This is a genomic window from Pseudomonas sp. IT-P253 (genome assembly GCF_949768125.1).
Lineage (GTDB): Bacteria > Pseudomonadota > Gammaproteobacteria > Pseudomonadales > Pseudomonadaceae > Aquipseudomonas.
On sequence record NZ_CATKPT010000022.1, the window covers coordinates 81945 to 105537 of the forward strand.

The 23593-nt window shown below is 58.6% G+C and carries 20 protein-coding genes; 8 read left to right on the plus strand and 12 right to left on the minus strand.

Features of this window, described 5'->3' with window-relative positions; translation table 11 throughout:
- Window positions 1–86 precede the first annotated feature (86 nt).
- From ACM6IR_RS13220 to ACM6IR_RS13255, 8 genes are all read left to right on the plus strand, one after another.
- Window positions 87–1139, plus strand: a complete 1053-nt coding sequence (locus ACM6IR_RS13220; protein ID WP_414908106.1) for a WD40/YVTN/BNR-like repeat-containing protein — start codon at window positions 87–89, stop codon at window positions 1137–1139.
- A gap of 25 nt (window positions 1140–1164) precedes the next feature.
- A complete protein-coding gene (locus ACM6IR_RS13225; RefSeq protein ID WP_414908107.1) occupies window positions 1165–3540 on the plus strand; it encodes an efflux RND transporter permease subunit in 2376 nt (791 codons plus the stop codon).
- Window positions 3541–3799: 259 nt separating this feature from the next.
- Window positions 3800–4093: a DUF5629 family protein gene (locus ACM6IR_RS13230; protein ID WP_414908108.1), complete on the plus strand. Its 294-nt coding sequence runs from the start codon at window positions 3800–3802 to the stop codon at window positions 4091–4093.
- On the plus strand, window positions 4086–5255 hold the full coding sequence (locus ACM6IR_RS13235) for a lactonase family protein (RefSeq protein WP_414908109.1): 1170 nt from the start codon (window positions 4086–4088) through the stop codon (window positions 5253–5255). The genes ACM6IR_RS13230 and ACM6IR_RS13235 overlap by 8 nt, the downstream gene beginning before the upstream one ends.
- Window positions 5256–5410: 155 nt before the next feature.
- Window positions 5411–5590 (plus strand): hypothetical protein, encoded by a 180-nt coding sequence (locus ACM6IR_RS13240; protein ID WP_414908110.1) that lies wholly within the window; start codon window positions 5411–5413, stop codon window positions 5588–5590.
- Between the two features lie 208 nt (window positions 5591–5798).
- Entirely contained in the window at window positions 5799–5924 is a 126-nt protein-coding gene (locus ACM6IR_RS13245) for a hypothetical protein (RefSeq protein WP_414908111.1), read from the plus strand.
- A 115-nt stretch (window positions 5925–6039) separates the two neighbouring features.
- Window positions 6040–6252, plus strand: coding sequence for a hypothetical protein (locus tag ACM6IR_RS13250; RefSeq protein ID WP_414908112.1), 213 nt, complete (start codon window positions 6040–6042; stop codon window positions 6250–6252).
- Window positions 6249–6506 (plus strand): hypothetical protein, encoded by a 258-nt coding sequence (locus ACM6IR_RS13255; protein WP_414908113.1) that lies wholly within the window; start codon window positions 6249–6251, stop codon window positions 6504–6506. Before ACM6IR_RS13250 ends, ACM6IR_RS13255 begins: the two co-directional genes overlap by 4 nt.
- A 119-nt stretch (window positions 6507–6625) precedes the next feature.
- Here the strand turns inward: ACM6IR_RS13255 and ACM6IR_RS13260 are convergent, their stop codons facing one another.
- The 12 genes from ACM6IR_RS13260 to ACM6IR_RS13315 form a co-directional block, all read right to left on the minus strand.
- Complete coding sequence (locus ACM6IR_RS13260; RefSeq protein ID WP_414908114.1) at window positions 6626–7222, minus strand: glutathione S-transferase; 597 nt, start codon at window positions 7220–7222, stop codon at window positions 6626–6628.
- Entirely contained in the window at window positions 7219–10860 is a 3642-nt protein-coding gene (locus tag ACM6IR_RS13265; RefSeq protein ID WP_414908115.1) for an AAA family ATPase, read from the minus strand. The genes ACM6IR_RS13260 and ACM6IR_RS13265 overlap by 4 nt, the downstream gene beginning before the upstream one ends.
- Window positions 10857–12101 carry an exonuclease SbcCD subunit D C-terminal domain-containing protein gene (locus tag ACM6IR_RS13270; RefSeq protein ID WP_414908116.1) on the minus strand — a complete coding sequence of 415 codons (1245 nt, stop codon included), beginning with the start codon at window positions 12099–12101 and terminating at the stop codon, window positions 10857–10859. Before ACM6IR_RS13270 ends, ACM6IR_RS13265 begins: the two co-directional genes overlap by 4 nt.
- A 266-nt stretch (window positions 12102–12367) precedes the next feature.
- Window positions 12368–14029, minus strand: a complete 1662-nt coding sequence (locus ACM6IR_RS13275; RefSeq protein ID WP_414908117.1) for a BatD family protein — start codon at window positions 14027–14029, stop codon at window positions 12368–12370.
- Window positions 14026–15765, minus strand: a complete 1740-nt coding sequence (locus ACM6IR_RS13280) for a tetratricopeptide repeat protein (protein WP_414908118.1) — start codon at window positions 15763–15765, stop codon at window positions 14026–14028. The genes ACM6IR_RS13275 and ACM6IR_RS13280 overlap by 4 nt, the downstream gene beginning before the upstream one ends.
- Complete coding sequence (locus ACM6IR_RS13285) at window positions 15762–16841, minus strand: vWA domain-containing protein (protein WP_414908119.1); 1080 nt, start codon at window positions 16839–16841, stop codon at window positions 15762–15764. The genes ACM6IR_RS13280 and ACM6IR_RS13285 overlap by 4 nt, the downstream gene beginning before the upstream one ends.
- Window positions 16834–17328: a DUF4381 domain-containing protein gene (locus ACM6IR_RS13290; RefSeq protein ID WP_414908120.1), complete on the minus strand. Its 495-nt coding sequence runs from the start codon at window positions 17326–17328 to the stop codon at window positions 16834–16836. The genes ACM6IR_RS13285 and ACM6IR_RS13290 overlap by 8 nt, the downstream gene beginning before the upstream one ends.
- Window positions 17325–18269 carry a DUF58 domain-containing protein gene (locus ACM6IR_RS13295; RefSeq protein WP_414908121.1) on the minus strand — a complete coding sequence of 315 codons (945 nt, stop codon included), beginning with the start codon at window positions 18267–18269 and terminating at the stop codon, window positions 17325–17327. The genes ACM6IR_RS13290 and ACM6IR_RS13295 overlap by 4 nt, the downstream gene beginning before the upstream one ends.
- Window positions 18270–18274: 5 nt before the next feature.
- Window positions 18275–19234, minus strand: a complete 960-nt coding sequence (locus ACM6IR_RS13300) for an AAA family ATPase (RefSeq protein ID WP_414908122.1) — start codon at window positions 19232–19234, stop codon at window positions 18275–18277.
- Between the two features lie 170 nt (window positions 19235–19404).
- Window positions 19405–21111, minus strand: coding sequence for an ATP-binding cassette domain-containing protein (locus ACM6IR_RS13305; protein WP_414908123.1), 1707 nt, complete (start codon window positions 21109–21111; stop codon window positions 19405–19407).
- Window positions 21112–21138: 27 nt separating this feature from the next.
- The gene (locus ACM6IR_RS13310) at window positions 21139–22326 is read right to left on the minus strand and encodes a YcaO-like family protein (protein WP_414908124.1); all 1188 of its coding nucleotides are present in this window, start codon (window positions 22324–22326) and stop codon (window positions 21139–21141) included.
- Between the two features lie 830 nt (window positions 22327–23156).
- Complete coding sequence (locus ACM6IR_RS13315) at window positions 23157–23510, minus strand: hypothetical protein (RefSeq protein ID WP_414908125.1); 354 nt, start codon at window positions 23508–23510, stop codon at window positions 23157–23159.
- Window positions 23511–23593 lie beyond the last annotated feature (83 nt).

Consider the following 23593-nt stretch of genomic DNA (forward strand, 5'->3'; position numbering starts at 1 on the left):
ACGCTCCAGAACGCCAATCCCAACGAGCAGCCCTTACGGCGCCCTGAAAGGTTGAACGACCTAACAATAATAATGGGGGAAGGTCTATGAGTGAGCCTGTCATGGGTGTGGGTATCTGCCGCCCGCCGGCAATACGCAAATTCGCGTTGCTGGCTACAGCGCTCTCGCTGTTGGGCTATACCGTGTTGTCGGCACCTGTACTGGCCGCCGCCGCGCCAACAACCGACGTTGTGTATTCCGTTGAATCCGCCAAGGCCAGCAAAAGCCTGATGCTCGACGTCGCGCACGCCGGTAAGCGTCTGGTGGCGGTCGGCGATCGCGGGCACATTCTGTATTCCGATGACCAGGGCGCGACCTGGACCCAGGCCAAAGTCCCGAGCCGTCAGCTGCTGACGTCGGTATTTTTTGTCGACGACAAACACGGCTGGGCTGTCGGCCACGACGCACAAATCCTCGCCAGCGAGGACGGCGGCGTCACCTGGACCAAACAGTTTGAAGATCTGAAGCGCGAATCACCGCTGCTCGACGTCTGGTTCAAGGACGTCAACAGTGGCTTTGCCGTGGGTGCTTACGGTTCGTTGATGGAAACCACCGATGGAGGCAAGCACTGGGAAGACGCCAGCGACCGCCTCGACAACGAAGACCAGTACCACCTCAACGCTATCGCAGCGGTCAAGGATGCCGGACTGTTCATCGTTGGCGAGCAGGGCAGCATGTTCCGCTCGGCTGATTGGGGCCAGACCTGGGAAAAGCTCGAAGGCCCCTACCAAGGTTCGTTGTTCGGTGTGATCGGCACCGCCCAGGCCAACACGCTGCTGGCCTACGGGCTGCGGGGCAACCTGTTTCGCTCGACCGATTTCGGTACCACGTGGGCGCCGGTCGAACTCAAGGCTACTCGCGGCGCACTGGAGTTCGGGCTGTCCGGCGCAACGTTGTTCGACGACGGCACCCTCGTCATCGTCGGCAACGGAGGTTCGGTGATCCGCAGTAACGACAACGGTGAAACCTTTAGCGTGTTCAACCGTCCGGATCGCATTTCCGTTTCGGCGGTCACCGCGGCGGGCAACGGCAATCTGATTCTGGCAGGACAGGGCGGCGTTCGCGCCACTTCGCCAACCGGCGCCGAGCTGGGCAAATAATAAGAAGGGCGGAGCTATGACATCAATGACAAGTCATCACCAAGACAAGGCGACGCTTCTTGAGCGCCTGATATTCAACAACCGTCCGGCTGTGATCACTATCTGCCTGCTGGTCAGTATTTTCCTGTTCTGGCAGGCCACGCTGATCCGGCCGTCCACCAGTTTTGAAAAAATGATCCCGCTCCAGCATCCATTCATTCAAAACATGATGGAGCACCGTAACGATCTGGCAAACCTGGGCAATACGGTGCGGATCTCGGTGGAAGCCACCAATGGCGACATCTTCTCCAAGGAGTACATGGAGACCCTGCGTCAGATCAACGACGAGGTGTTCTACATTTCCGGCGTTGACCGTTCCGGCCTGAAGTCGCTGTGGAGCCCGAGCGTGCGCTGGACCGAAGTGACGGAAGAGGGTTTTGCCGGTGGTGAGGTGATTCCGCAGAGCTATAACGGTTCCCAGCAAAGCCTCGACCTGTTGCGCAACAACGTGCTCAAGTCCGGCCAGGTCGGGCGTCTGGTGTCCAACGACTTCAAGTCGAGCATTGTCGATATCCCGTTGCTCGAGTCCTATCCGGACCCGCAGGATCAAGGCAAGTTGCTGGCCCTGGACTATCGCCAGTTCTCCCATGAGCTGGAAGAAAAGATCCGCGACAAGTTTGAAAAGCAGAACCCTAACGTGCAGATCCACATCGTCGGTTTCGCCAAGAAAGTCGGCGACCTGATCGATGGCCTGGTCATGGTGGTGATGTTCTTCGGCGTCGCCTTCATCATCACGTTGATCCTGCTCTACTGGTTCACCAACTGCATGCGCAGCACCGTGGCGGTGCTGAGTACGACGCTGGTGGCGGTGGTCTGGCAGCTCGGCTTGATGCACTTCTTCGGCTTCGGGCTTGATCCGTATTCAATGCTGGTTCCGTTCCTGATCTTCGCCATCGGTATTTCCCACGGCGTGCAGAAGATCAACGGGATTGCCTTGCAGTCCAGCGATGCGGACAACGCCCTGACGGCAGCGCGGCGTACCTTTCGACAACTGTTTCTGCCAGGGATGATCGCCATCCTCGCGGATGCGGTGGGCTTCATCACGCTGTTGATCATCGATATCGGTGTGATTCGCGAGCTGGCGATCGGTGCCTCCATCGGCGTGGCGGTGATCGTGTTCACTAACCTGATCCTGCTGCCGGTAGCGATTTCCTACGTTGGTATCAGCAATCGCGCGGTGGCCCGCAGCAAGAAAGATGCAACCCGCGAGCACCCGTTCTGGCGTCTGCTGTCGAACTTTGCCAGCGCCAAAGTTGCTCCGGTGTCGATCGTTTTGGCCTTGCTGGCCTTCGGAGGCGGCCTTTGGTACAGCCAGAACCTGAAAATCGGCGACCTTGATCAGGGGGCTCCAGAGCTGCGTCCGGATTCGCGCTACAACAAGGACAACAGCTTCATCATCAACAACTACTCCACCAGCTCGGATGTATTGGTGGTGATGGTCAAGACCAAGGCTGAAGGTTGCTCGCGCTACGAAGCCATGGCGCCGATCGACGAGCTGATGTGGAAGATGCAGAACACCGAGGGCGTGCAGTCAGCGATTTCTCTGGTGACCGTGTCCAAGCAGATGATCAAGGGCATGAACGAGGGCAACCTGAAGTGGGAAACCTTGTCGCGCAACCCGGACGTGCTGAACAACTCCATCGCTCGGGCTGACGGCCTCTACAACAACAACTGTTCCCTGGCGCCGGTGCTGGTGTTCCTCAACGATCACAAGGCTGCCACGCTGGACCGCGCCGTCCATGCCGTCCAGGACTTCGCCGAGGAAAACAACAAGGAAGGGCTGGAATTCATCCTCGCTGCCGGTAATGCCGGGATCGAGGCGGCTACCAACGAGGTGATCAAGGAATCCGAGCTGACCATCCTGATCCTGGTGTACATCTGCGTCGCGACCATGTGCATGATCACCTTCCGTTCCTGGGCGGCGACCTTGTGCATCGTGCTGCCGCTGGTGCTGACCTCGGTGCTCGGCAACGCACTGATGGCCTTCATGGGCATCGGCGTAAAAGTCGCGACGCTGCCAGTCGTGGCGCTGGGTGTAGGGATTGGCGTGGACTATGGCATCTACATCTACAGCCGACTGGAAAGTTTCCTGCGTGCTGGTCTGCCGTTGCAAGAAGCTTATTACCAGACGCTGAAATCGACCGGTAAAGCGGTACTGTTCACCGGTTTGTGCCTGGCCATCGGCGTGTGCACCTGGATCTTCTCGGCCATCAAGTTCCAGGCCGATATGGGCCTGATGCTGACCTTTATGCTGCTCTGGAACATGTTCGGCGCACTCTGGCTGCTGCCAGCGCTCGCACGGTTCCTGATCAAACCGGAGAAGCTGGCGGGGCAGAAGGGCAACTCATTGTTTGCTCACTGATCGGTCGCTGAAAATAAAAAAGCCGCAACCATGATGGTTGCGGCTTTTTTAAGCTCAAATTTCACACTAACCCCCTGTAGGAGCGAGCCTGCTCGCGAAGGCGGAGTGTCAGCCAATACAGAGGTTGAATGATAAAGCGCCTTCGCGAGCGGGTTCGCTCCCACAGTTGTCTGTTGTTGTATTCGGGTGGTATGTCCGACACTGGTCCGCTCCCACATTGAGCTATCATTGCGTTTTTCCCCTTTAAAGATTGACTGCCATGACTGCCGTAACCGACACCTTGCTCAATACCCTCGAACATTGCGACATGGTTGAAATCGACGGGCTGCACGCCTTTGAATTTTCCCTCGATGAACACGACAACCTGCACATCGAATGCATGGATGGCCGAGCGGCCAAACACTGGGAGTTCACCCCGGCGCAGATTGCGGCGGCGACGTTCGATCCGACCCTGCAAAGCTGGGTGATCACCGGTGATTCCGGCGAGCACCGGTTGGTGTGCTTGACCGCGTTCGGTGGTGATGACGAGGATGAAGAGAATGAGGATGCGTAAACTCTGGCCGCTGTTGATGGCCGGCAGTATGGGCGCGATGGGCGTCCAGGCGGCGTCCGCCGACGACTATCAACTGCTGGTCGGTTCTTACACGGCCGGCCAGAGCCAGGGTATTTATCGCCTGAGTTTCGACAGCGCCACCGGGCAGATCAACTCCAAACCGTTGCAAGTGGTCAAAAGCGAAAACCCGTCGTGGCTGACCCTGTCCAAAGATCAGCGTCACCTGTTCGTGGTCAACGAAAACGGCCCGGGCCAGGCTGATCCGGTAGGGCGTGTCAGCAGCTATGCGATCGACGCCAAGACCCATGAACTGAGCCTGATCAATCAAGTTCAGAGCCTGGGCAACGAACCGACGCATTCAAGCCTCAGTGGTGATGCCAGCCACTTGTTTGTCAGCAACTATTCGGTCGCTGAAGATCCGGGCGGCACCTTGGCGGTGTTACCGGTGAGCGCCGATGGCAAGCTCAAACCGGTGGTGCAGATGAGCAGCCATCCTTCCAGTCGGGTCAATCCCGAGCGGCAGATGTCGGCCCACGTGCATTCGACGATTTCGTCACTGGATGGCAACTACGTGTTTTCCAATGATCTTGGGGCGGACAGGATTTTTATCTACCGCTTCAACCCCAAGGGCAATCCCGAGCTGCCGTTGACCGCCGCGACCCCCGCGTCGGTCCAGCTGCCGCCGGGCAGCGGGCCGCGGCATCTGCTGTTCAGCGCCGATGGCAAGCACGCCTGGCTGACCATGGAAATGAGTGCTCAGGTGGCCGTGTTCGATTACCAGGACGGCACACTCAAGCCAACCCAAATGGTCGACCTCGCGGCGGGGCAGCCCTCGTCGGACAAGGCGGCTGCGGCATTGCACGCCTCGGCGGATGGCCGGTTCCTCTACGTCAGCAACCGTGGTACCGCCAATCAACTGCTGGTGTTCGCTATCGACCCCGCTAATGGCCACCTCAAGGAGTTGCAGCGCCGCTCGGTTGAAGGCGACCACCCGCGCGAATTCAGCCTCGATCCAACGGGTAAGTTTCTGTTGATTGCCAACCAGAAGAGCAATCAGATTGTCGTCGTCGAGCGCGATGCCAAGACCGGTCTTTTAGGTAAAGCCGTGCAAAAACTGCCGATGGACGCCCCGAGCGACCTCAAGTTTATGCTGCGTCAATAGGCCGCAGGCCCCGGTTGATGGGGCCTGCATTCTTCTATTAACGACGCTGATATGTGCTAATGCTACAAAGCATTTCAGGCACGGACCCTCGGAGGTTAAGTTTGCTTCACGGCCCCACCGGGCAAGCAAGCCAACTGAATCCGAGGAATACCACCATGAACTTCAATCTCTTTTCCATCATCGCTGCTTCCGCTATCTCTGCCACCGTTGCTCTGCCAGCCAGCGCCAACGTTGAAATCAAGGAAAGAAAATCCCACACCCAGAGCTATACCCAGAAATATCTGCAACAGAGCGCCAACTTCTATGCGGCGCTGGACCACAAAACCCACGCCTGAAATTCCAGCCCTGCACCTTTTATGCAGGAGCGAAGTCACTTGCGTCGATCGAGCTGAAAAGCATCGAGAAACATGAGTGATGTCGCTCCTGCATAACGCGTTTACGACAGCATCATATTGATATCAAGGTATCGCTTGATATCACAAAGCCATGAGTTTAAATTTGACGCTGATTTTTTGACTCCTTCCCGTCACAAGGATCGACAGCATGGCGATGCGTCTGACAGTGGTGCTTTTGTTGCTCTATTCAACGCCCATTATTTCGGCCGTCCAGCCCGTTTCAGACGAGCCGGAGGCAGCGCGCGAGCGCTTGATGAGTTTTATCGAAGACTGAAATAGACTGGCTTAATGATCAACGAAGCTGATGTTTACTATGGACAGCCCTGAGTGGTTATCCCTGCTTTTTTGATCGATTCTGTGGGCTCTGAAACATGCCCACGGAGAACACCATGGCCAGCGCAATCCTCACTTCTGCCAAATACGGCGCCTACTTGGCCATTGGTCTTTATATGGCCCTGGTGCTGGCCGTCAGCCTGTCGACTCAATCGCGACAGTCCGTTGAAGCGCCGATTCAGGTCGCTTATCCCGCCATCCAGTTCGAGCACCGCGCTCAAAACGTGAGGGTCGATCCCGTAGACGTGGCGGGAGTGGTGGGGGCATGAAAGGGGGCAAACTCTGGGTCATTGCTTTCCTGGCATTCATGACCAATGGCACTTCCCTGTTGGGCATCGGGCAAGGCTCGGCAGGTTCCGTGGCACGCTCCATCGAAGCCAATCACAACCTCGCTCGTAATATTGAAACGGCCAAGGCCATGGGGTTGCCGGTCGGTAATCCGCCAAGCAAACGCCAGGACGATTTCTTCGGGCCGTTCCAGGTGGATTGCTCGGTGTTGCAGATGTGTGAAGTGTTCGCCTGATTTTTTCATACGCCGTCATTCCCGTAGGAGCGAGCGGTGCGACGATTCGACTTGCCCGCGAAGCTGTCGGCGGCCTTGATGGCCCCTTCGCGGGCAAGCCTCGCTCCTACAGAGATCGGTTACTTCTTCATCACTGATGTGAAGAGGTCCGATTGCAAAAAACGCTGCAACCACGCCTGCAACCGCACGTAATGCGTCTGCGCGAACCACTCGCGATCGACATGGGCGAACTGCCGCACGAACGGCATCAACGCCACATCCGCCAGGCTCGGATGCGCCGCCAGCAAATAGTCCCGGCCTTCCAGCAACGCATCGAGCTTGCGCAGAAAGGCCTCGCCCTGGGCACGATAAAACGTCATCGGTTGTTCGGGGTAACGCTCGGCGTATTTGTAGCGATTCAGATGGACCTTGAACACGTGATCGTTTTCGTCGATCAGCCCGGCAATGTGTTGCTGCCCGACAGGATCATCCTTGAGCAGCCAATCCTGCGGGTCGTTCTGCGCCAACGCCCAGCGCATGATTTCCAGGCTTTCGTCAATCACTTGACCGTCGGCATTCAGCACCGGCACCGTGCCCTTGCTCGACAGCGCGAGCATGTCGGCCGGCTTGGCCTTCAGGCTGACTTCGACGATCTGCACCGCAACCCCTGAATACCGCAGGGCCATGCGCGCTCGCATGGCGTATGGGCAGCGACGAAAGGAATACAGCGTATTCATTTCACCTCCAGGGTGCTCAGGCCGTTGCCCTGACGGCGCACCTGAATCTGCACCGGTATCCGTTCGTGCATTTCCTGTACGTGAGAAATCACCGCGACCTTGCGTCCTTGAGCCTGCAAGCCATCGAGGGCATCCATGGCCAGTTGCAGGGACTCCGGGTCGAGGCTGCCGAAACCTTCGTCGATGAACAGTGATTCGATTTTCAGCGTGCTCGATGCCATCGATGCCAGGCCCAAGGCCAGGGCCAGCGACACCAGGAATGTCTCGCCACCGGACAACGAATGCACCGAGCGCAATTCGTCGCCCATCTCGGTGTCCATCACCAGCAAACCGAGCATGCTGCCACCGCGTTTCAGGCGATAGCGACGGACCAGTTGGCGCAACTGGACGTTAGCGTGATGCACCAGCAGGTCGAGGTTGTAGGCCTGGGCGATTTTACGGAAGGTGTCGCCGGTGGCCGAGCCGATCAACGCATTTAACCGCGCCCAGCGCTGGTACTCGCTGTAGGCGTCGGCGATCTGCTGCGCCAGGGCCTGGTTGGCAGTTTGGCGCCGCTGGTCCTCGGCCTGCTCGGCACGCAGTTCGGCGCAGTGGTGTTCGCTGGCAGTGAACAGGGTTTGCAGCTCGGTCAGTGCCGATGCGAGTTGCGCGGCATCGAGGTTGCCGTTGTGCTGCGCTTGATGGTTGAGCAGACGCTGGTCGCGCTCCTGCAACAACACCTCGAACTGCTCGATGGCTTTTTCGCTTTGCTGCAACTGCTGACGCAACGCGTGGACGCGCGGGTCGTCGACCTTTAGCAAGTCTTCCAGCCCACTGTCGTCCAGTTCCGGGTGCAAGGCTCGCCAGTCGGCAATCTTGATGCTCAGTTCGCGATCTTCGGCCTCAAGCGCCAGTGAGCGTTCCTGCTGCGCTTTAAGCTCAGCGGCCAATTGCACCAGCCGTGTGCGCACGGTTTGCAGCTCCTGATTGGCAGCAGCTTCGGCGTTGCGCGCCTGGTCCACGGTCTTATCCAGTTGCTGCTGCCACTCCTCGGCGCTGGCGTGCAGGCCCAACAGTTGAGTCAGTTTTTGTTGGCACGTCTGTTGTTGCTCGGCGAGGGCGGTGAACTGCTGCCGGGCGGCTTCGAGCTGCTGGGTACGCGTCTGCTGCCGATCCTGTTCCTTCTCCAGCGTTTGCTGGCGCTGTTGCTGTTCGCCGAGCTCATCGCGCTGTTGCTCGAGTTGCTCCAGACGCTGGGCGATTTGCCGGTCGAGTTCCAGGAAGGTCGCGGCGGGCTCATTGCGCAAGGCTTGCAAAGTCTCGGCCGGGAGCAGGGTGCTGAAGGCGCTCAGCTCGTCGTCCAGACGCTGGCGATCACTGCCCAGTTCACGTTGCTGGTTGGCCAGATGCTGGGTCGCTTGGTGGCTCGCCGTTTCGGCATTGCGCAGTTGTTGCGCCAGTCGCGCCGCGTCCTGTTGCAGCGTGAGCAAGGCGGTTTGCCGTTGTTCGTCCTGGCTGATGCTCTGGTTCAACTGGCTGGTTTGCTGCGTCAGCCAGGCATCGCGTCGGGTCGCGTCCTGAGCCAGCAGTTGCGTTGACAACGGATGCGCTTCGAGGCTCGGTGTCAGGCCTTGTTGCTGAACGCCAAGCTGTTCCTGTTGCTGCAGAAGTTCTTTTTGCTGCGCGATCAAACCGCCGACTTCGGCGCGTAAATCAGTGAGTTTTTCTTTGAGCAGGTCGACGGCTTTCTGGGCGTTGGCCTGTTCACTTTCGTCGTGCCGACCGAGGCTCTGCAGTAGCGCTTCGGGCTGATGATAAGGATGGTCGAGGCTGCCACAAACCGGGCAGGGCTGATCGTCCTGCAACTGTTCGCGCAGTTCCTCGACGCTTGCGCTACGTGCCAGACGCTGGCGCTCCAGCAGTTCGCGCGTCACCGTCAGGGTCTGCTCGGCGAAGGTTAATTCGCTTTTGGTTTTCACCCCGTCCTGGGTCAGGCGATCACGTTCTTGCTGCGCAACGAGCTGCCGTTGCTGTAGTTCTGCGCCGCGCCTATCCAATTCATTTTGGCTGGCCCACAGGCGTGTCAGCTCTTCAAACGCCCGCAGTTGCTTGCGGTTGTCCTGCAACAGGTTGCCGAGCAACTGGATCTGTTCGGCCACGGCTTCGGGTTCAGCGCCGGCCTCTTTGTAGAGCACTTCAAGATTTTGTTTTTGCGCTGTCAGTTCTTCAGCGGCACGTAAGGCGCTTTGCTCAAGAGTAGCCAGTTCGGACTGGCCCTGGTTCAGGCGATTGCTGATTAGCATCAGCTGTTGCAGGCGATCGCGGTAGGCATTCCAGGCATCGCTTAACGGCGCCAGATGAGTGCTTTGCTCAAGCGCTGTTGCGATTGTCTCCAGGCGTGAAACGACCCGTTCTTGTTGGTCGAGCAAGCCTTGAATCGTGGTTTGGCCTTGGGTCCAGGCCAACTCGGTCTGTTGCTTGAGGCCGGCACTGAGGCCGGTGTCTTTGGCCAGTCGGGCGAGGGCGCTTTGCTCTTCGAAGGCCTGGCGCAGCAATGGCGCACTGGTGGTGTGTTGGCGTTGAGCGTCGACCAGGGCGACCTGCGCCGCGCTCAGGATGTGTTCGAGCTGAGCCTGACGTTCGTTCAACTGCGCTTGCTGCTGGGTGTGCTGCTGAATCTGCTCGGCCAGTGGTGTGAGCCGGGCGGTGAGTTCAATCTTGCGGGCGAACTGGTGGCGTTGCGGAGCCAGTTGTTCCAGACGCGTCAGCTTCAGGCGTTCGCCGCTCAGGCTTTCCCAGTGCTGGCGGGCGCTGGTCAGTTGCTCGGTGGCGCTTAGCTGCTCGTCCTGTAGCTGACGCAAGTCCTTGAGCCAGGTGTGTTGTAACTCTAACTGCTTGAGCTGTGCCTGCCGGGTCTTGAGTTGCTGTTGAGCCTGGTTGAAGCGCTCATCGAGTTCGGCCCGGGCTTCGGGTGACAGCGGCGTGACTCCGCTGGCCTGATCCTGCAACAACTTGTGGGCTTCGCGAGCCTCTTTAGTCTTGTCGAAGGCCCCGCGACCGAGGCGAGTGTAGAGCGCGGTATCGGTGAGTTTTTCCAGCAGTTCGCTACGTTCGTTGTCGTTAGCCTTGAGGAACGCGCTGAATTCACTCTGGGCGAGCAGTACGGCGCGAGTGAACTGCTCGAAGTTCAGGCCGAGTACAGATTCGAGTTGGGTTTTGAATTCAACTTTCTGACTGGCCAGCAATTGGTCCAGATCGATGTCGCGCAAACTCTGACGGCTGGCTTGCAGCTTGCCGCCGGCCTTCTCCCGGGCGCGATTGGCTTCCCAGCGTGCGCGATAGCGACGGCCATCGATGCCGACGAAATCGACCTCGGCATACCCTTCACCCGTGCCGCGACGCAGCAACGTGCGAGGGTCGCCCGTGCTGATTTCGCCATCGGCGTCCGGCGCTTTGGCAGACACCTGAGCGTTACTCAGTCGAGGCACGGCGCCAAATAGCGCAAGGCACAAGGCATCGAGCAAGGTACTTTTGCCCGCGCCGGTCGGCCCGGTAATGGCGAACAAGCCTGCGCTGGCCAGTGGTTCGGCAGTAAAGTCGATCTCAAAAGGCCCGGCCAGCGACGCGAGGTTTTTCAGGCGAATCGCGAGAATTTTCATACGGGTTCGCTCTCCATCTGCACGTCCTGCAAAAGCTCGGCAAAGTCCTTCAGCGTTTGCTCATCGACCTCACTGCCGTAGTTGTCCTGCCAGGCGCGGCTGAACAATTCCTGGGGTGTGAGCTGGTCGAGTTCGATCAACGTGGTGCCGTCATCGACACCCTCGCGGCTGCCGTTGCCGGCGTACTCGGCGGCGATGCGCACCAGACGCACGGCTTTGCCTTGCAGGGCGGTTTCCACCTGATGACGCAGGTCGGGTTGCGGCTCATCGAGGCGCACACGGACTTCCAGCCATGGTTGCCGTTGGATATCGGCCAGCAGGTCGATGTTCGGCAGGTCCGCCAGTTGCAGCAGGATGTCTGCCAAAGGCGCGGGGCCGACGCGTTGCAGATTCACCGCCCGTGGGATCAGTTTCGGCTCGACGCTCATCAGTGTTTCGCCGTCGAGCGTGACGTCGAGAATCTGGTGCTGATACCCGATCTCGGAGAACGACAACGGAATCGGTGAGCCGCTGTAGCGAATGCGTTCTTCAGCGTTGACCTTCTGCGGCTTGTGCAAATGGCCAAGGGCGACGTAGCTGATGGTCGGCCCGAACAGGCTGGCGGGCAGGGCTTCGGCATTACCGATGATCAGGCTGCGCTCCGAGTCTTCGGAGACCGAGCCGCCGGCCATGTGGGCATGGCTGATGGCGATCAGTGCCTGGCCTGGCTTGCGTTTGGCGTTCGCCGCTTCGATCAGCCATTCGTGAACCTGACCGATACCCCGCAGGTAGTTATCGCCTAGCTGCGCGCCAGTCACTTCAGCCGGACGCAGGAACGGCAGCGCCAGGCACCAGCCGGCAATTTCGCCGCTGGCATCCGGCAACGGCAGCAACAGCCGTTCGGCATCCAGCTGGCCGTCGTCCAGCCACAGAACACGACCCAACGCATGGGTGCGCAAACGCCGCATCAACGGCGCGGGCAGTTCGATCCGTGAGCCGGAATCGTGGTTGCCGGCAATCATCACAATGGTCAGCAACGGTTGCTGCTCGTGGGCGCTGACGATGAAATCGTAAAGCCGTTCCTGGGCTTTGACCGGCGGGTTGACCGTGTCGAAGATATCGCCGGCAATCAGCAGCACATCAGGCTGATCCAGCTTCAGCTGACGCAACAGCCATTCAAGGAAACAGCCGTGCTCGAAATCGCGTTCCTGGCCGTGCAGGTTCTGCCCAAGGTGCCAGTCGGAGGTGTGAAACAGACGCAAGGCAAACTCCGTAGGAAATAAGGTAATGGCCGCGTGGGAAATTAAGGCGGCTAAAGGGGAGAGAGTTTACTGGCAAACACACTGGATGTGGCCAGGCGCTCTTTGTAGCAGCTGGCGAAGCCTGCGTTCGGCTGCTGTAGGAGCGAAGCTTGCTCGCGAAGAACGATAACGCGGTGTGTCAGAACTGACGCCTTCGCGGGCAAGCCTCGCTCCTACAGAAGCCGAACGCAGGCTTCGCCAGCTGCTACATAGGCTGCGGTGGTTATTTATTTGGGATACAGCGGCGGCAACCCGCTATCACCCACCGGGTCCTGAACCCGCTCGGCAATCGGAATTGATTTGATCGCGCGCCACAGGTCTTCACCTTGCCAGTGCTGGCCGGTTTCGCTGTACAGCGCGCCGTTCAAGCCGTCGAGCGCGTCGGACAGCGGCACGAAGCGTGCGGCCATGTCGGCCAGGGTTTCCGGTTGTTGGCGGGCCCAGGCGTCGAGGGCCTGGCGGGTGGCGTGGGAGTCGTTGGCCTGGCAGGCGCGCTTGAGGTCGTCGAGCACGGTGCGGGGGCTCGGACCGGTTTGCGCAGCGCGCAGGATTGCCGGTTGCCAGCGTGCGCGCCACCAGAGGCCGAAGCCGAGCAGGGTGGTGCAGGCCAGAATCAGGGTGCTGAGTTTCCACCGCCAAAGGACTTCACTGTCGGCCGCGTAACTGACTTGAGGTACGCCGGTCGGGGTATCGACCGCCAGGCTCGGGTTGTTTGCCACTTCCAGGCTTTGGGCTGGCAGGCTGCTGTGTTCCAGATGATCTTCGAAGGTGTTCCACCACACCACGTCCACCGCCGGCAACTCGATCAGGCCACTTCGCGTCGGCACCAGGGCCTCGCGTTCTTCGCGACTGCCGATCAAGCCGCGCTCGCCGTTTTGATTGGCCAGCACGGGTTGATCCGGATAGCGCCGCAGGCCGTTAACGTCGGTGGCGGGAAGCGGGGGCAGTTGTGAACTGGCCAGGCCTTCGGCTTTCAGGGTCAGGCTGCGAGTCAGCGAATCGCCCACTTGAGTGTGATCCGGTTCAGGATTCCAGCTTTCGCTCAGGCTAACGCTGCGCGCTGGCAACCATGGCGTGTCAGCCGGGTAACTGGCGGGCTTGGCCTTGACTGTCAGCAGTATCTCGGAAGAACTGACGCGCATCAGTTTGCCGGATTTCGGCGCTTGGGCGGCGGCGTCCTGGGCGGGCTGTACGGGCTGTGCGTCGACCAGCGCGGCATTGAAAATCTGTGCCGGAATGGTCAATACGCCGCTGTGCTGCGGATAGATTGCATAGCGCATTTCGATCACGCCATGGCGCACGCCATTGATGGCTTTCTCGTAGGTCCGCGATTCACCCAGCTGTTCGATGCGCACATCGGGGATCTGCAGCGGAGGGAGGCTGCTGTCGTCGTACAGCGACACCGAATGGTAGATGCGCAAGGTCAGGACCGCCTGGGCTTGCACATACACGCTGTTTTGGTCGAGGCTGGCGTCGATGAACACCGGGGCCAGCGTGTTCGCGGTGTCCTGGGTTTCGCTCTCGACCACTTGCACAGTGATGGGCTGGCTCTGCACGTCACCCAGTTGCAGTGACGGAATCACCACACTGCCGTTTTGCCGCGGCAGCAGGGTGATGATCCAGCGGGTAGTGGCCTGGTTGTCGCCGTTGAGGGTATTCAACTGGTTGACCTGGCGGGTGCCACGGACTTCAAACAGAGCGTCCAGGGGGGTCAGATCCGGTTTGCCAAACAGCGTCACGTCGTTGGATTCCAGGGTCAGTTCGACGGTCTCGCCGGAGTTCAGGCGACTGCGATCCACACTGGCGACCAGCCCCGCGGCCTGGGCCTGAACGGAGCAGAGCAGCAGGGCGGGCAATAGCGCGAGTGAGAGGACGGTGAAGCGGGTCATCGAGTTTTTCCCTGATCCTGATGTTGTTGCTGTTCGTACCAAAATTTGCGCCTGAGCAACTCACCCGGATCATCCGGGATTTTGCGCAACCACTGCTCCAGTGCCTGGCGTTGTTCGCCGTCGATTGTGGCGTTGGCTGGGCGCAGGGGCGGCGTAGTGCTTTGTTCATCCCCCAACTCGCTGCCAGGGACTTCATTGGTGCCGGCTTTCGGTGGCACCGTCGACGACTGTTCGGCGTCTGCTGAAGGCTGCTGCGCATCGGTTTTCGGTTCGCCGCTGCTCGTTGGTTGTGTGGCGGCGCCTGGGGGTGGCTCCTGCGTGATGGTCTCGCTCTCGCCCTTGTCGTTTTTGTCCTGCTCAGCGGGGTGCGCTGCGGCTTTCTGTTTGATCAGGCTTTCCATCAGCGCCTTGTTGGCCTGCGCCGGGCGTAAATCCGGTTGCAGTTCCAGCGCTTGTTCGTATGCATCCAGTGCGGCTTCCAGCTCTCCGCTTTTGGCCAGGGCATTGCCACGATTGTAGTGGGCGTGGGCGTCGTTGCCTTCGGCGAACCGCTGGGCGGCGCCACTGTAGTCGCCCGCCTCATAGAGCGCCACACCTTGCCATTGCCGGTCTTCGAAATGTTGCGCAGCCTCGGCCGGGCGTTCTTGCTTGAGTAAATGCAGACCCCGTTGGTCGGGGCGCAGCCACAAGTCCTGGAAGTCAAAAGCGTAGCTCGGTTGCGGTACCAGAAACAGCAGCGGCAGGCAGAATAACCAGCCGCGACGACCGGCGCAGGCTGCCAGCAGCAACAGCGGCAACAGCAGCCAGTAACCCTGATCGGCCCAGGTGTCGAGGCGCAGGGTCTGGCCGTCGTTGCGCAGCGAGCGTGGCCCGTCGAGAAGGCCGAGCGCATGCAGGTCGGCATCGTCCAGACGCGCGTGCTGATAGCGCCCGTCCAGTGCGTTGGCAAAGGCTTTCAGGCTGGGTTCGTCCAGACGCGGGACCAGAATCGCGCCCTGATCGTCCTTGAGGAAACTGCCGTCCTCCCGAGTAATCGGCGCGCCTTCGGCGGTGCCGATCCCGAGCATGAGCAATTGCGTCGATTTGCCGTCCATTGCCCGGCGGATGCCTTGGCGCTCCTGCTCGGTCAGGGTGGAACCGATCAGCAGGATCCGGCCGTCGCCGAGTGCGCCTTGATTGAGCAATGTCAGAGCCTTGGTCACCGCCAGGTCAGCGCGATGGCCAGCCTCGGGCATCAGCGAAGGCTTGAGCGCATCCAGCAGGTTATGACTGGTGGCCAGGTCATCCGAGAGTGGCACCAGCGTGTGGGCACTGCCGGCATAGACGACGATCGCGGTCTGGGCGTCGCTGCGGTTTTGCAGCAGGTCGAACAGTTTGCGTCGGGCCTGTTCCAATCGGTTGGGCACCACGTCGGTGGCGAGCATTTCCGGAGTCAGTTCAAGTATCACCACCAGCGGATCGGCCGGTTTCTGACTGGTTTGCTCGACACGTTCCCAGCTCGGGCCCAACAGCGCCAGGACCGTCAGCACCCAGGCCAGGCCCAGCACCACCCACGGCAACTTACTGTCGCGACCGCTGCCGCCACTGAGCAACGCGGCGTGAAAGGCGGGCGGCAGAATCATTTGCCAGCGCCCGGCACGTTTCTGCCGATGCCAGAGTTGCCACAGCAACCAGCCGAGCAACGGCAACAGCAACAGCCACCAGGGGCGGAACCAGTACGGCCACAGCGCACTCATCGGCGCCTCCGCAGGCGCAGGCGGTTTAGCCGCTGGCGCCAGTCGGGCAGTTGCGTTTGCAGATACAGCTCCTTGGTAAACAACCGCTGCAACGGGTTATCCGGCCAGCGCTCACGAACCACCAGCAGCATGCTCAACAGCAGTGCCATCGCCAGGGGCCACTGATACAACGCCTGGGCCGGGCGGGCCTGAGTTGGTTGCTGGGTCACCGGTTCCAGTTTATCGAGGGTATCCTTGATGGCTTGTAGCTCTTTGCCATCGCGGGCGCGGAAGTACTGGCCGCCCGTGGCGTCGGCAATGGCCTTCAAGGAGGGCTCGTCGAGGTCCAGGCTTGGATTGACCCCGAGGAACCCCAAGGTGCCACTTTTTTCCGGATCGGCGCCGATGCCGATCGGGTAGATTTTCACGCCTTCTTTAGCCGCCAGCCGCGCCGCCGTGAGCGGGTCGATTTCGCCGCCATTGTTGGCGCCATCGGTGACCAGAATCATCACGCGACTCTGGGCCGGACGCATGCGCAGGCGTTTGAGCGCCAGGCCGATGGCATCGCCGATGGCGGTGTTTTTGCCGGCGATTCCGATCCGCGCTTCGTCGAGCCAGACGCGCACGGTGTGGCGGTCGAAGGTCAGCGGCGCTTGCAGGTAAGCCTGGCTGCCGAACAGGATCAGGCCGACCCGATCGCCTTCGCGGCTTTCCAGGAAGTCACCGAGCAAATGCTGGACCAGCGAAAGGCGGCTGACGTCCTCGTCCTGCCACTGCATGTCGGGGAAATCCATGGAGCCGGAGACATCGACCGCCACCAGCAGATCCCGGCCACTGGCCGCAATCGGCAGCGGTTCGCCAAGCCATTGCGGACGCGCGGCGCCGATCAGTAGCAACAGCCACAGCAGGATGAACGGCGCTTGCTGGCGCCAGGCCGGCAGGTTGGCACGGGCGCGGCGCCGGGCCAGGCCTTCGAGGTCGCTGAGAAAACTGACTTTGAGCGCAGGCTCGCCGCTGTCGGCAACCGGCAGCACCACGCGCATCAGCCACGGCAGTGGCAGCAGAGCGAAGATCCACGGCCAGGCGAACTCAAACATGTTTGCGAATCCAGGTGTCGACGGCTTGGGTCAGGCCGGCGATGGCCTTGTCGTCAAGTTTGCATTCGGGTTTGTAGGCGCCTTCCACCAGCACCATCCAGCGGGTCAGGCCGGCGGCCGGGCAACGGTTGTCGAGGAACGCCAGCCATTTGCGGCCGTTGAGGGTGTGGCTCTGGCTATAGGGGTAATGATTGCGGCACAAGCGTTTGAGCAAACCGTTGAGTTGCTGCAACCAGGCGCCGGCCGGGGCGCCGTCGTAGGGTTTGGGCATGCGCGCCAGTTCGGCCAGTGCCGCGACGCGCACCGGGTCCAGCGGTTGTTCGGCGCGTACCACAGGGCGCTTGTCCGGAAGAAAGCGCCGTGCCTTCCACAGGCCAAAACCGATCAGTGGCAGCAACAACAGCAATAGCCACCAACCCGGCGCCGGGGGCCAGAAATCAATCGGCGGCGGGGAGATCAGGGGTTGCAGTTGATCGAGGCTACTCATCGTCCTTTCCCCGGCTTCTGTGGGTTCAGGTACTCGCGCAATTGCTCGACCATTTCGCTTTGGGTGCTCAATGGCATCAGCAGTACACGCAGCTTCTGTGCGAGCAGTTCCCAGCGGGCGATGCGCGCTTCGGCCTGGGCGCGATAGGTCTGGCGCAGGTCGAAATTCAACGTGTCGAGTTCCAGTTGCGCACCGCGTTCGGCAAAACGCAGCAGGCCGGCGGCAGGGAGGGCGTGGTCCAGCGGATCGGACACCGGCAGCAGCAGCAGGTCGCAATGGCGCGACAAAAGGCTCAACTGCTGCTCGGCGCCCTCGCTCAAGGCGCGCTCGTCGCAGATCACGATCGCCAAGCTGCCGGGGCGCAGTACTTCCCGAGCGCGCCGCAGGGCAATGCCGAAGGCGTCGCGGTCCGTTTCGTTTTCGGTGTGCAGCGACTGATTGACCCGCACCAGACGGTTGAGCAATTGCAGCAGGCTCTGTTTGCTGCGCCGGGGTTTGATCTCGTAGTGCTCGTTGTCGCCGAACACCAGTCCGCCGACCCGATCGTTATGGCCGAGCGCCGCCCAGCCAATCAGGCTCGCGGCCTGGGCGGCGAGCACCGACTTGAACATCAGTCCTGAACCGAAAAACAGCCGACGACTTTGCTCGACCATGATGAAAATCGGCCGCTCGCGCTCTTCATGGAACAGCTTGGTGTGGGGTTCCTGGGTGCGGGCGGTGACGCGCCAGTCAATGCTGCGCACGTCATCGCCGGCCTGATAGACCCGTACCTGATCGAAATCCACCCCGCGGCCGCGCAGCTTGGAGTGGTGCAGGCCGATCAGCGGGCTGCGTTGGCTCGGCGTGGAAAACAGCTGCACTTCGCGCACGCGATGGCGCATCTCGATCAACTCGGCGAGGCTGACACGGATGCCTGGTTCGGGCGGCAGGGTGGCGTTCATCGGGATCAAGCGACGGCTACGACGTCGAGAATCCGCTGGACCACCCGGTCCTGGTCGATGCCAGCGGCTTCGGCTTCAAAGGACAGAATGATGCGGTGACGCAACACGTCGAACAGCACAGCCTGAATATCTTCCGGGCTGACGAAGTCGCGACCGGCCAGCCAGGCGTGGGCACGGGCGCAGCGGTCGAGCGCAATCGAACCGCGCGGGCTGGCGCCATAGGCGATCCACTCGGACATCTCCGGGTCGAACTTGGCCGGCGTGCGCGTGGCCATGACCAGTTGCACCAGGTATTCCTCCACGGCGTCGGCCATGTACAAGCCGAGGATTTCCTTACGCGCGGCAAAGATCGCCTGCTGGCTGACCCGGCGCTCGGGTTTGGTTTCGCCGTTCAACGCTTCGCCACGGGCCTGTTGCAGGATTCGTCGTTCGACGGCGGCATCAGGGAAGCCGATTTTTACATGCATCAGAAAGCGGTCGAGCTGGGCTTCGGGCAGCGGATAAGTGCCTTCCTGCTCGATCGGGTTTTGCGTGGCCATTACCAAAAACAGCGGTGACAGCTCGTAAGTGCTGCGCCCGACGCTGACCTGGCGCTCGCCCATGGCTTCCAGCAAGGCGGACTGAACCTTGGCCGGGGCACGGTTGATTTCGTCCGCCAGCACCAGGTTGTGGAAAATCGGGCCTTGCTGGAACACGAAACTGCCGGTTTCCGGTCGATAGATTTCGGTGCCGGTGATGTCGGCCGGCAGCAGATCAGGGGTGAACTGGATGCGGTGGAACTGGGCTTCGATGCCTTCGGCGAGTTCTTTGATGGCCTTCGTCTTGGCCAGGCCAGGGGCGCCCTCGACCAGCATGTGGCCGTCGGCGAGCAAGGCGATGAGCAAGCGCTCGATGAGTTTTTCCTGGCCGAGAATCTGCGTTGAAAGAAAGGTTCGCAGCGCCAGCAGCGCTTCACGATGTTCCATCGATGACTGTTCCTGGAAAAGGTGACCGAAGACGTTCGAATAACGCCAGGGTTGGGGGCGTTACTTTAATGCATCGTGGGGTGCGGCGACTAACGGCATTTTGTGCAAAGTGTGGGGATTTGAATCCGATCTCGCTTCTGCCCGCGGAAATGGTGGTAACGGTTCTGGTACTACTGCGCCGCTTGAAGATCACTCAACAGCAGCTTGATTGTGGTCCTGTTGACCAAATCACACCACGGGCCGTCGTCAATGATTGCCCCGTCCTGCATGACGATGACTCGGTCGAAGCGGTGCAGGTGGCAGACATCGTGGGTTACACAAATCAATCCGCTGTCGGCGAATGTATCGAACAGCAAGTCCCACACCGGGGTGGCCAGCCTCGGTTCGATCGATGCACTGGGCTCGTCGAACAGATTGAATTTCCCCGGTCTGTTGATCAGGCGTAGCAGTGACAGACGCTTGGCTTCACCACCGGAAATATTGGATGCGTTTTCCGTGAGGTTGCGATGGGAAACGATTTCTTCAAGATTCAGTCGATGTATCGCGTGGTTCAAATTTGGCGAAGGGCGGACTCCGAACAGCACCGACCTGTCAAAGGTGCCCTCCAGAAACTGCGGTGATTGAGGGCAATACCTAAGGGACTTCAAGTGGGTCTGGGCGCTTAACCTGGAAATCGGTATGTCGTTGATGCTCAACTGACTCCTCACCGAAGCATTCATCCCCGCCAGCGTTTCCAGCAGGGTGGATTTGCCCGCGCCACTGGGGCCAGTGATGGCGACCGACTGACCTTGGGTGAAGGTGATGGCGTTCTCGATGGACAATCGAACAGCCCCGTTGTCCGTCACAATGCAAGGCTCAAGCACCAGTGTCGATTTGTGCCGAGACGTGAGTTCGGCTTGTCGACTGTCGTCGTCAAAGTTTGGTAGCGACAGCAAAAACTGGAGTCGGCGCTGGTCCGCGAGAAATTGATCAAGCACTCGATAGCCCTCGGTCAGTGCAGTGATATTGAGTAAAAAACTACCTGCAATAGAGAATATGGCGACCAGTTGCCCGACGCTGATGCTTGGTTCGCCCGACAGCTGATCAAGGACCCCCCAGCCGAGTAACCCACCCGTGGATAGGCTGACAAACAAGATTTTTGCCCCGCTCAAGAAACCGCCGGAACTTGCCACGGTTACCGCAGCTTTCGCGTATTGCATGAATGCATAGCTCAGCGGTTGAGTTGCGGTGTGTTCGGCACCTTCCAGTTTTATCGATTTGCCTGTGTTCAAGGTGTTGAAAAGAATGGCACTTAGCTCATCCTCTTGCTCGTTGACGGCGTCAATGTGCTTTCTGCGCCAGCTGATGATTCGATGTGCGACGAACAGATAGACGATCCCAAGGCCGGTCATTGCGAGGAAAATTTCAGAGCCGCCCATATAGTAAAAAGCACTTCCAACGATAAGGAACTCCAGGCACAGAGGGAATCCGATAGTGACGAAGAAAGTTAACAGCTGCTCATGTGCCGTAATTCCGCGCTCCACTGACTTTATAAAGTGACCGATTCGCCATGAGCTGAACTGGAAAAAATCTTTGCGCATCAGTTGTGCAATCCAGTCGATGGAGGCATTCATCACTACTTGCTGTACCAGTTTGGATAGTAAGAATACTTGCAGCGGGTTTATGATTGCCTGAATGCATCCGGTAAGTGTGATGCCTGCTGTTAGAAGTAGTAATAAGTTGAGGGGTGCCTGGCTGCCACTGTTTAAAGTGTCTACAACTTTTCCCAGTAGCAAGGGAGGTGCTAGTGCTATAATTTTCAGCGCTATTATTGTTATGAACGTTGACGTCAGCAGTGCCGCGTGTTCTCTGCAGGCTGTTTTAATAAGGGTTTGCATTGGGCACCTGATGCTGTTCGGTAAAAATCAAGGCGTTATTTGTGTTTGTCGAAGAATGTGTTGGGGAGCAACCAGGCATCCATTTCTAATAATGTTGAAGCGCTCAAGGCTGGGAATATAAGACTGGCAAACAATGCCGTTGTCTGAGTACTGGGTGATGACTCTGTGGAAAATGATTCTGCCACTAGCGGAAACGTTGTTTTTTAGCATTTCCAATTGCAACGGAACGTTGATTGCGAAATCTGTTGGCGGCTGGTCGAGTATGGGGAGATTCAGGTTTTTTACGGAGTTGAAATCTATAAGGTATTTCAATGTATTTGAGCGTGACAGCAGGTCAAGTGTTTTTCTGTCAATTGCCTCTTGCGCGTCGTCATACAATGCCTCGACTTGGAATTGTTCTGTAACTGCTCTTTGAATGGCGATGCAGATGTCCAGCGAGCAGCCAGAACCAATAGGTGATAAGTGGAGGTTTCCGGGGCCCGCTTTAGGTATTGCCACAGCAAAATAAACATTCATCACATCTTTTATTATGATGATTTGTAGTTTGTCAGCCATCGCCAGAGCGCAAGGGTCGCTCTGCAATGCTCTTGTGAGTAGAGGTTTAGAAGGCGCATATAGTTTCATGAGGGGGCCGATCGCACAGATGGCCATAAAAAATCGGGACAGGATGTGTCTCTCAATGACTTCGTGGGTCCCGTGCAACAGCGCTTCATCTTTGGTGCAGCCAAATGCAATCCCTGAATTCGAAGAGTAGCGAGATAGAAATTGCAGGTTAGTACTGGCACTGTTCCATACGGTACCTTCAAGCCAGGGGCAAAGAAGAATGCTCGGAACAAAAAGCTCTTCCGCTATATCAAGTGTCGTGAGCCTGAAGGTGTCGATTGTATCCGCTTTGCAAGGCAGACTTGTCAGAAATCCGTCGCATTCGATGGCTTTCTGAGTGGCAATAAAATCACAGCGCTGAATGCTCGCCTCGTTTGCGTTTGACTGAAAAGTACTGAGATGTTCGATGCTTTCGGCTAACGCCCCAATAAGCGAATCTGGACCTTTTCCTGCGCCTGATTCAATTAAATTATTTGTATCGTCAAAGAGTTCGGCTACGGCTACCAATTTACTTTCATCTGTATGGCGTGTTACGGCATTCAGACGTAGAGAGTGAATGATTTTCTTGATTTTGGATAGTGCTTCAGTAGGGCTGTATTCTCGTTCTGACATATTGAGCCTCATGGGGTTTTAAAATACCGAAAGGGATCCCTTTCGGCATTTTTAAAGGTGCTATATCAGCCAGTGTCAGATGGTCAGCGTGGCAAAGAAGTTGGCTTCAGTTGCCAGAAAGCCGTCTGAAGTGCCCATTAGCTGTGGCAGGCCATCAAAGGGGCCTATCTCAGTACGTTTTTTACCCATGATATTAACTCCTTGTTATTGATGTGGCGGCCCTGCAGGCAAGTGCCGCACTTGCGATGTTTTTCGCAAGTGATTTATTAATAACAGTGAGTTTTCTGATTATCAATCGCGTGGCGGAGCGAAACGTCCGTTACTGGAGTGGGGTTATTCTTGTCTAGGGGTAGGATGGATCTCAGAGTTTTTTAGAATTTGTTTTAAATTGGTTGTTTTGTCTGATACTTCAGTTGGTTGTGATGTTTAAGAGATTGTCGGCGAATGCTGGTTTTTCGATGCGAAGGGTTTTCCATCGTTAGCGCTCATCAACCAAGAAGGTCTGGAGTGCTCGGTAATTTCGAACGAAACTGATGGAAATCGGCCTGGCGGCGGGGGTGAGGTTTCGGACGCTCTCCGTTCAGATAACGCCAAGATTGGGGCGTTACTTTAATGCATCGTGGGGTGCGGCGACTAATGGCATTTTGTGCAAAGTGTGGGAATTGATTGGGGGAATTGTTGGAAGTTTGTACGGACGGGGGTGTTGTGGTGTTCTTTTGGACGCCTTCGCGGGCAAGCTCCTACAGGTATGGAGTCATACGCACTATCTGCGCACGCCACTGTCCTTGTAGGAGCGAGGCTTGCCCGCGAAGGTGCCCTCCCATACACCATCAGAGCTCGCTAATGTAGGTACCCGTGCCCTTGAGAATGTTCTGCAACGTTTCCTCCACCTCCGCCAAATCACTCGCAGCGGTGCTGTGCGTGATTTCCAGCGAATCATCGCCATTCAGCGCATCGGCATCCGCCGCTGCGATTTCGATCAGCAGGCGGGTAGGGCTGAGGGTGACTTTCACGCCATCGAGGGTCGAAGGCTCGCCATCAAGGGTGATTTCCAGTTCGTCTTCGTCCGGGTAGCGGGTCATCAGGAACATCTCGCCTTGCTCGCTGTGGCAGGCGAGCATTGCCATGTTGTCTTCTTCGTCGTCGCACGGGTTGACGATCAAGAGGGAGGTAGTCATTTGCATGGGGGAAATCCTGGCTCGGCGAGCGTTGTGAACACAACAAAACGCGATTTTGCCAGTCCTCGGGAATTTCTGCTCGACTGAGT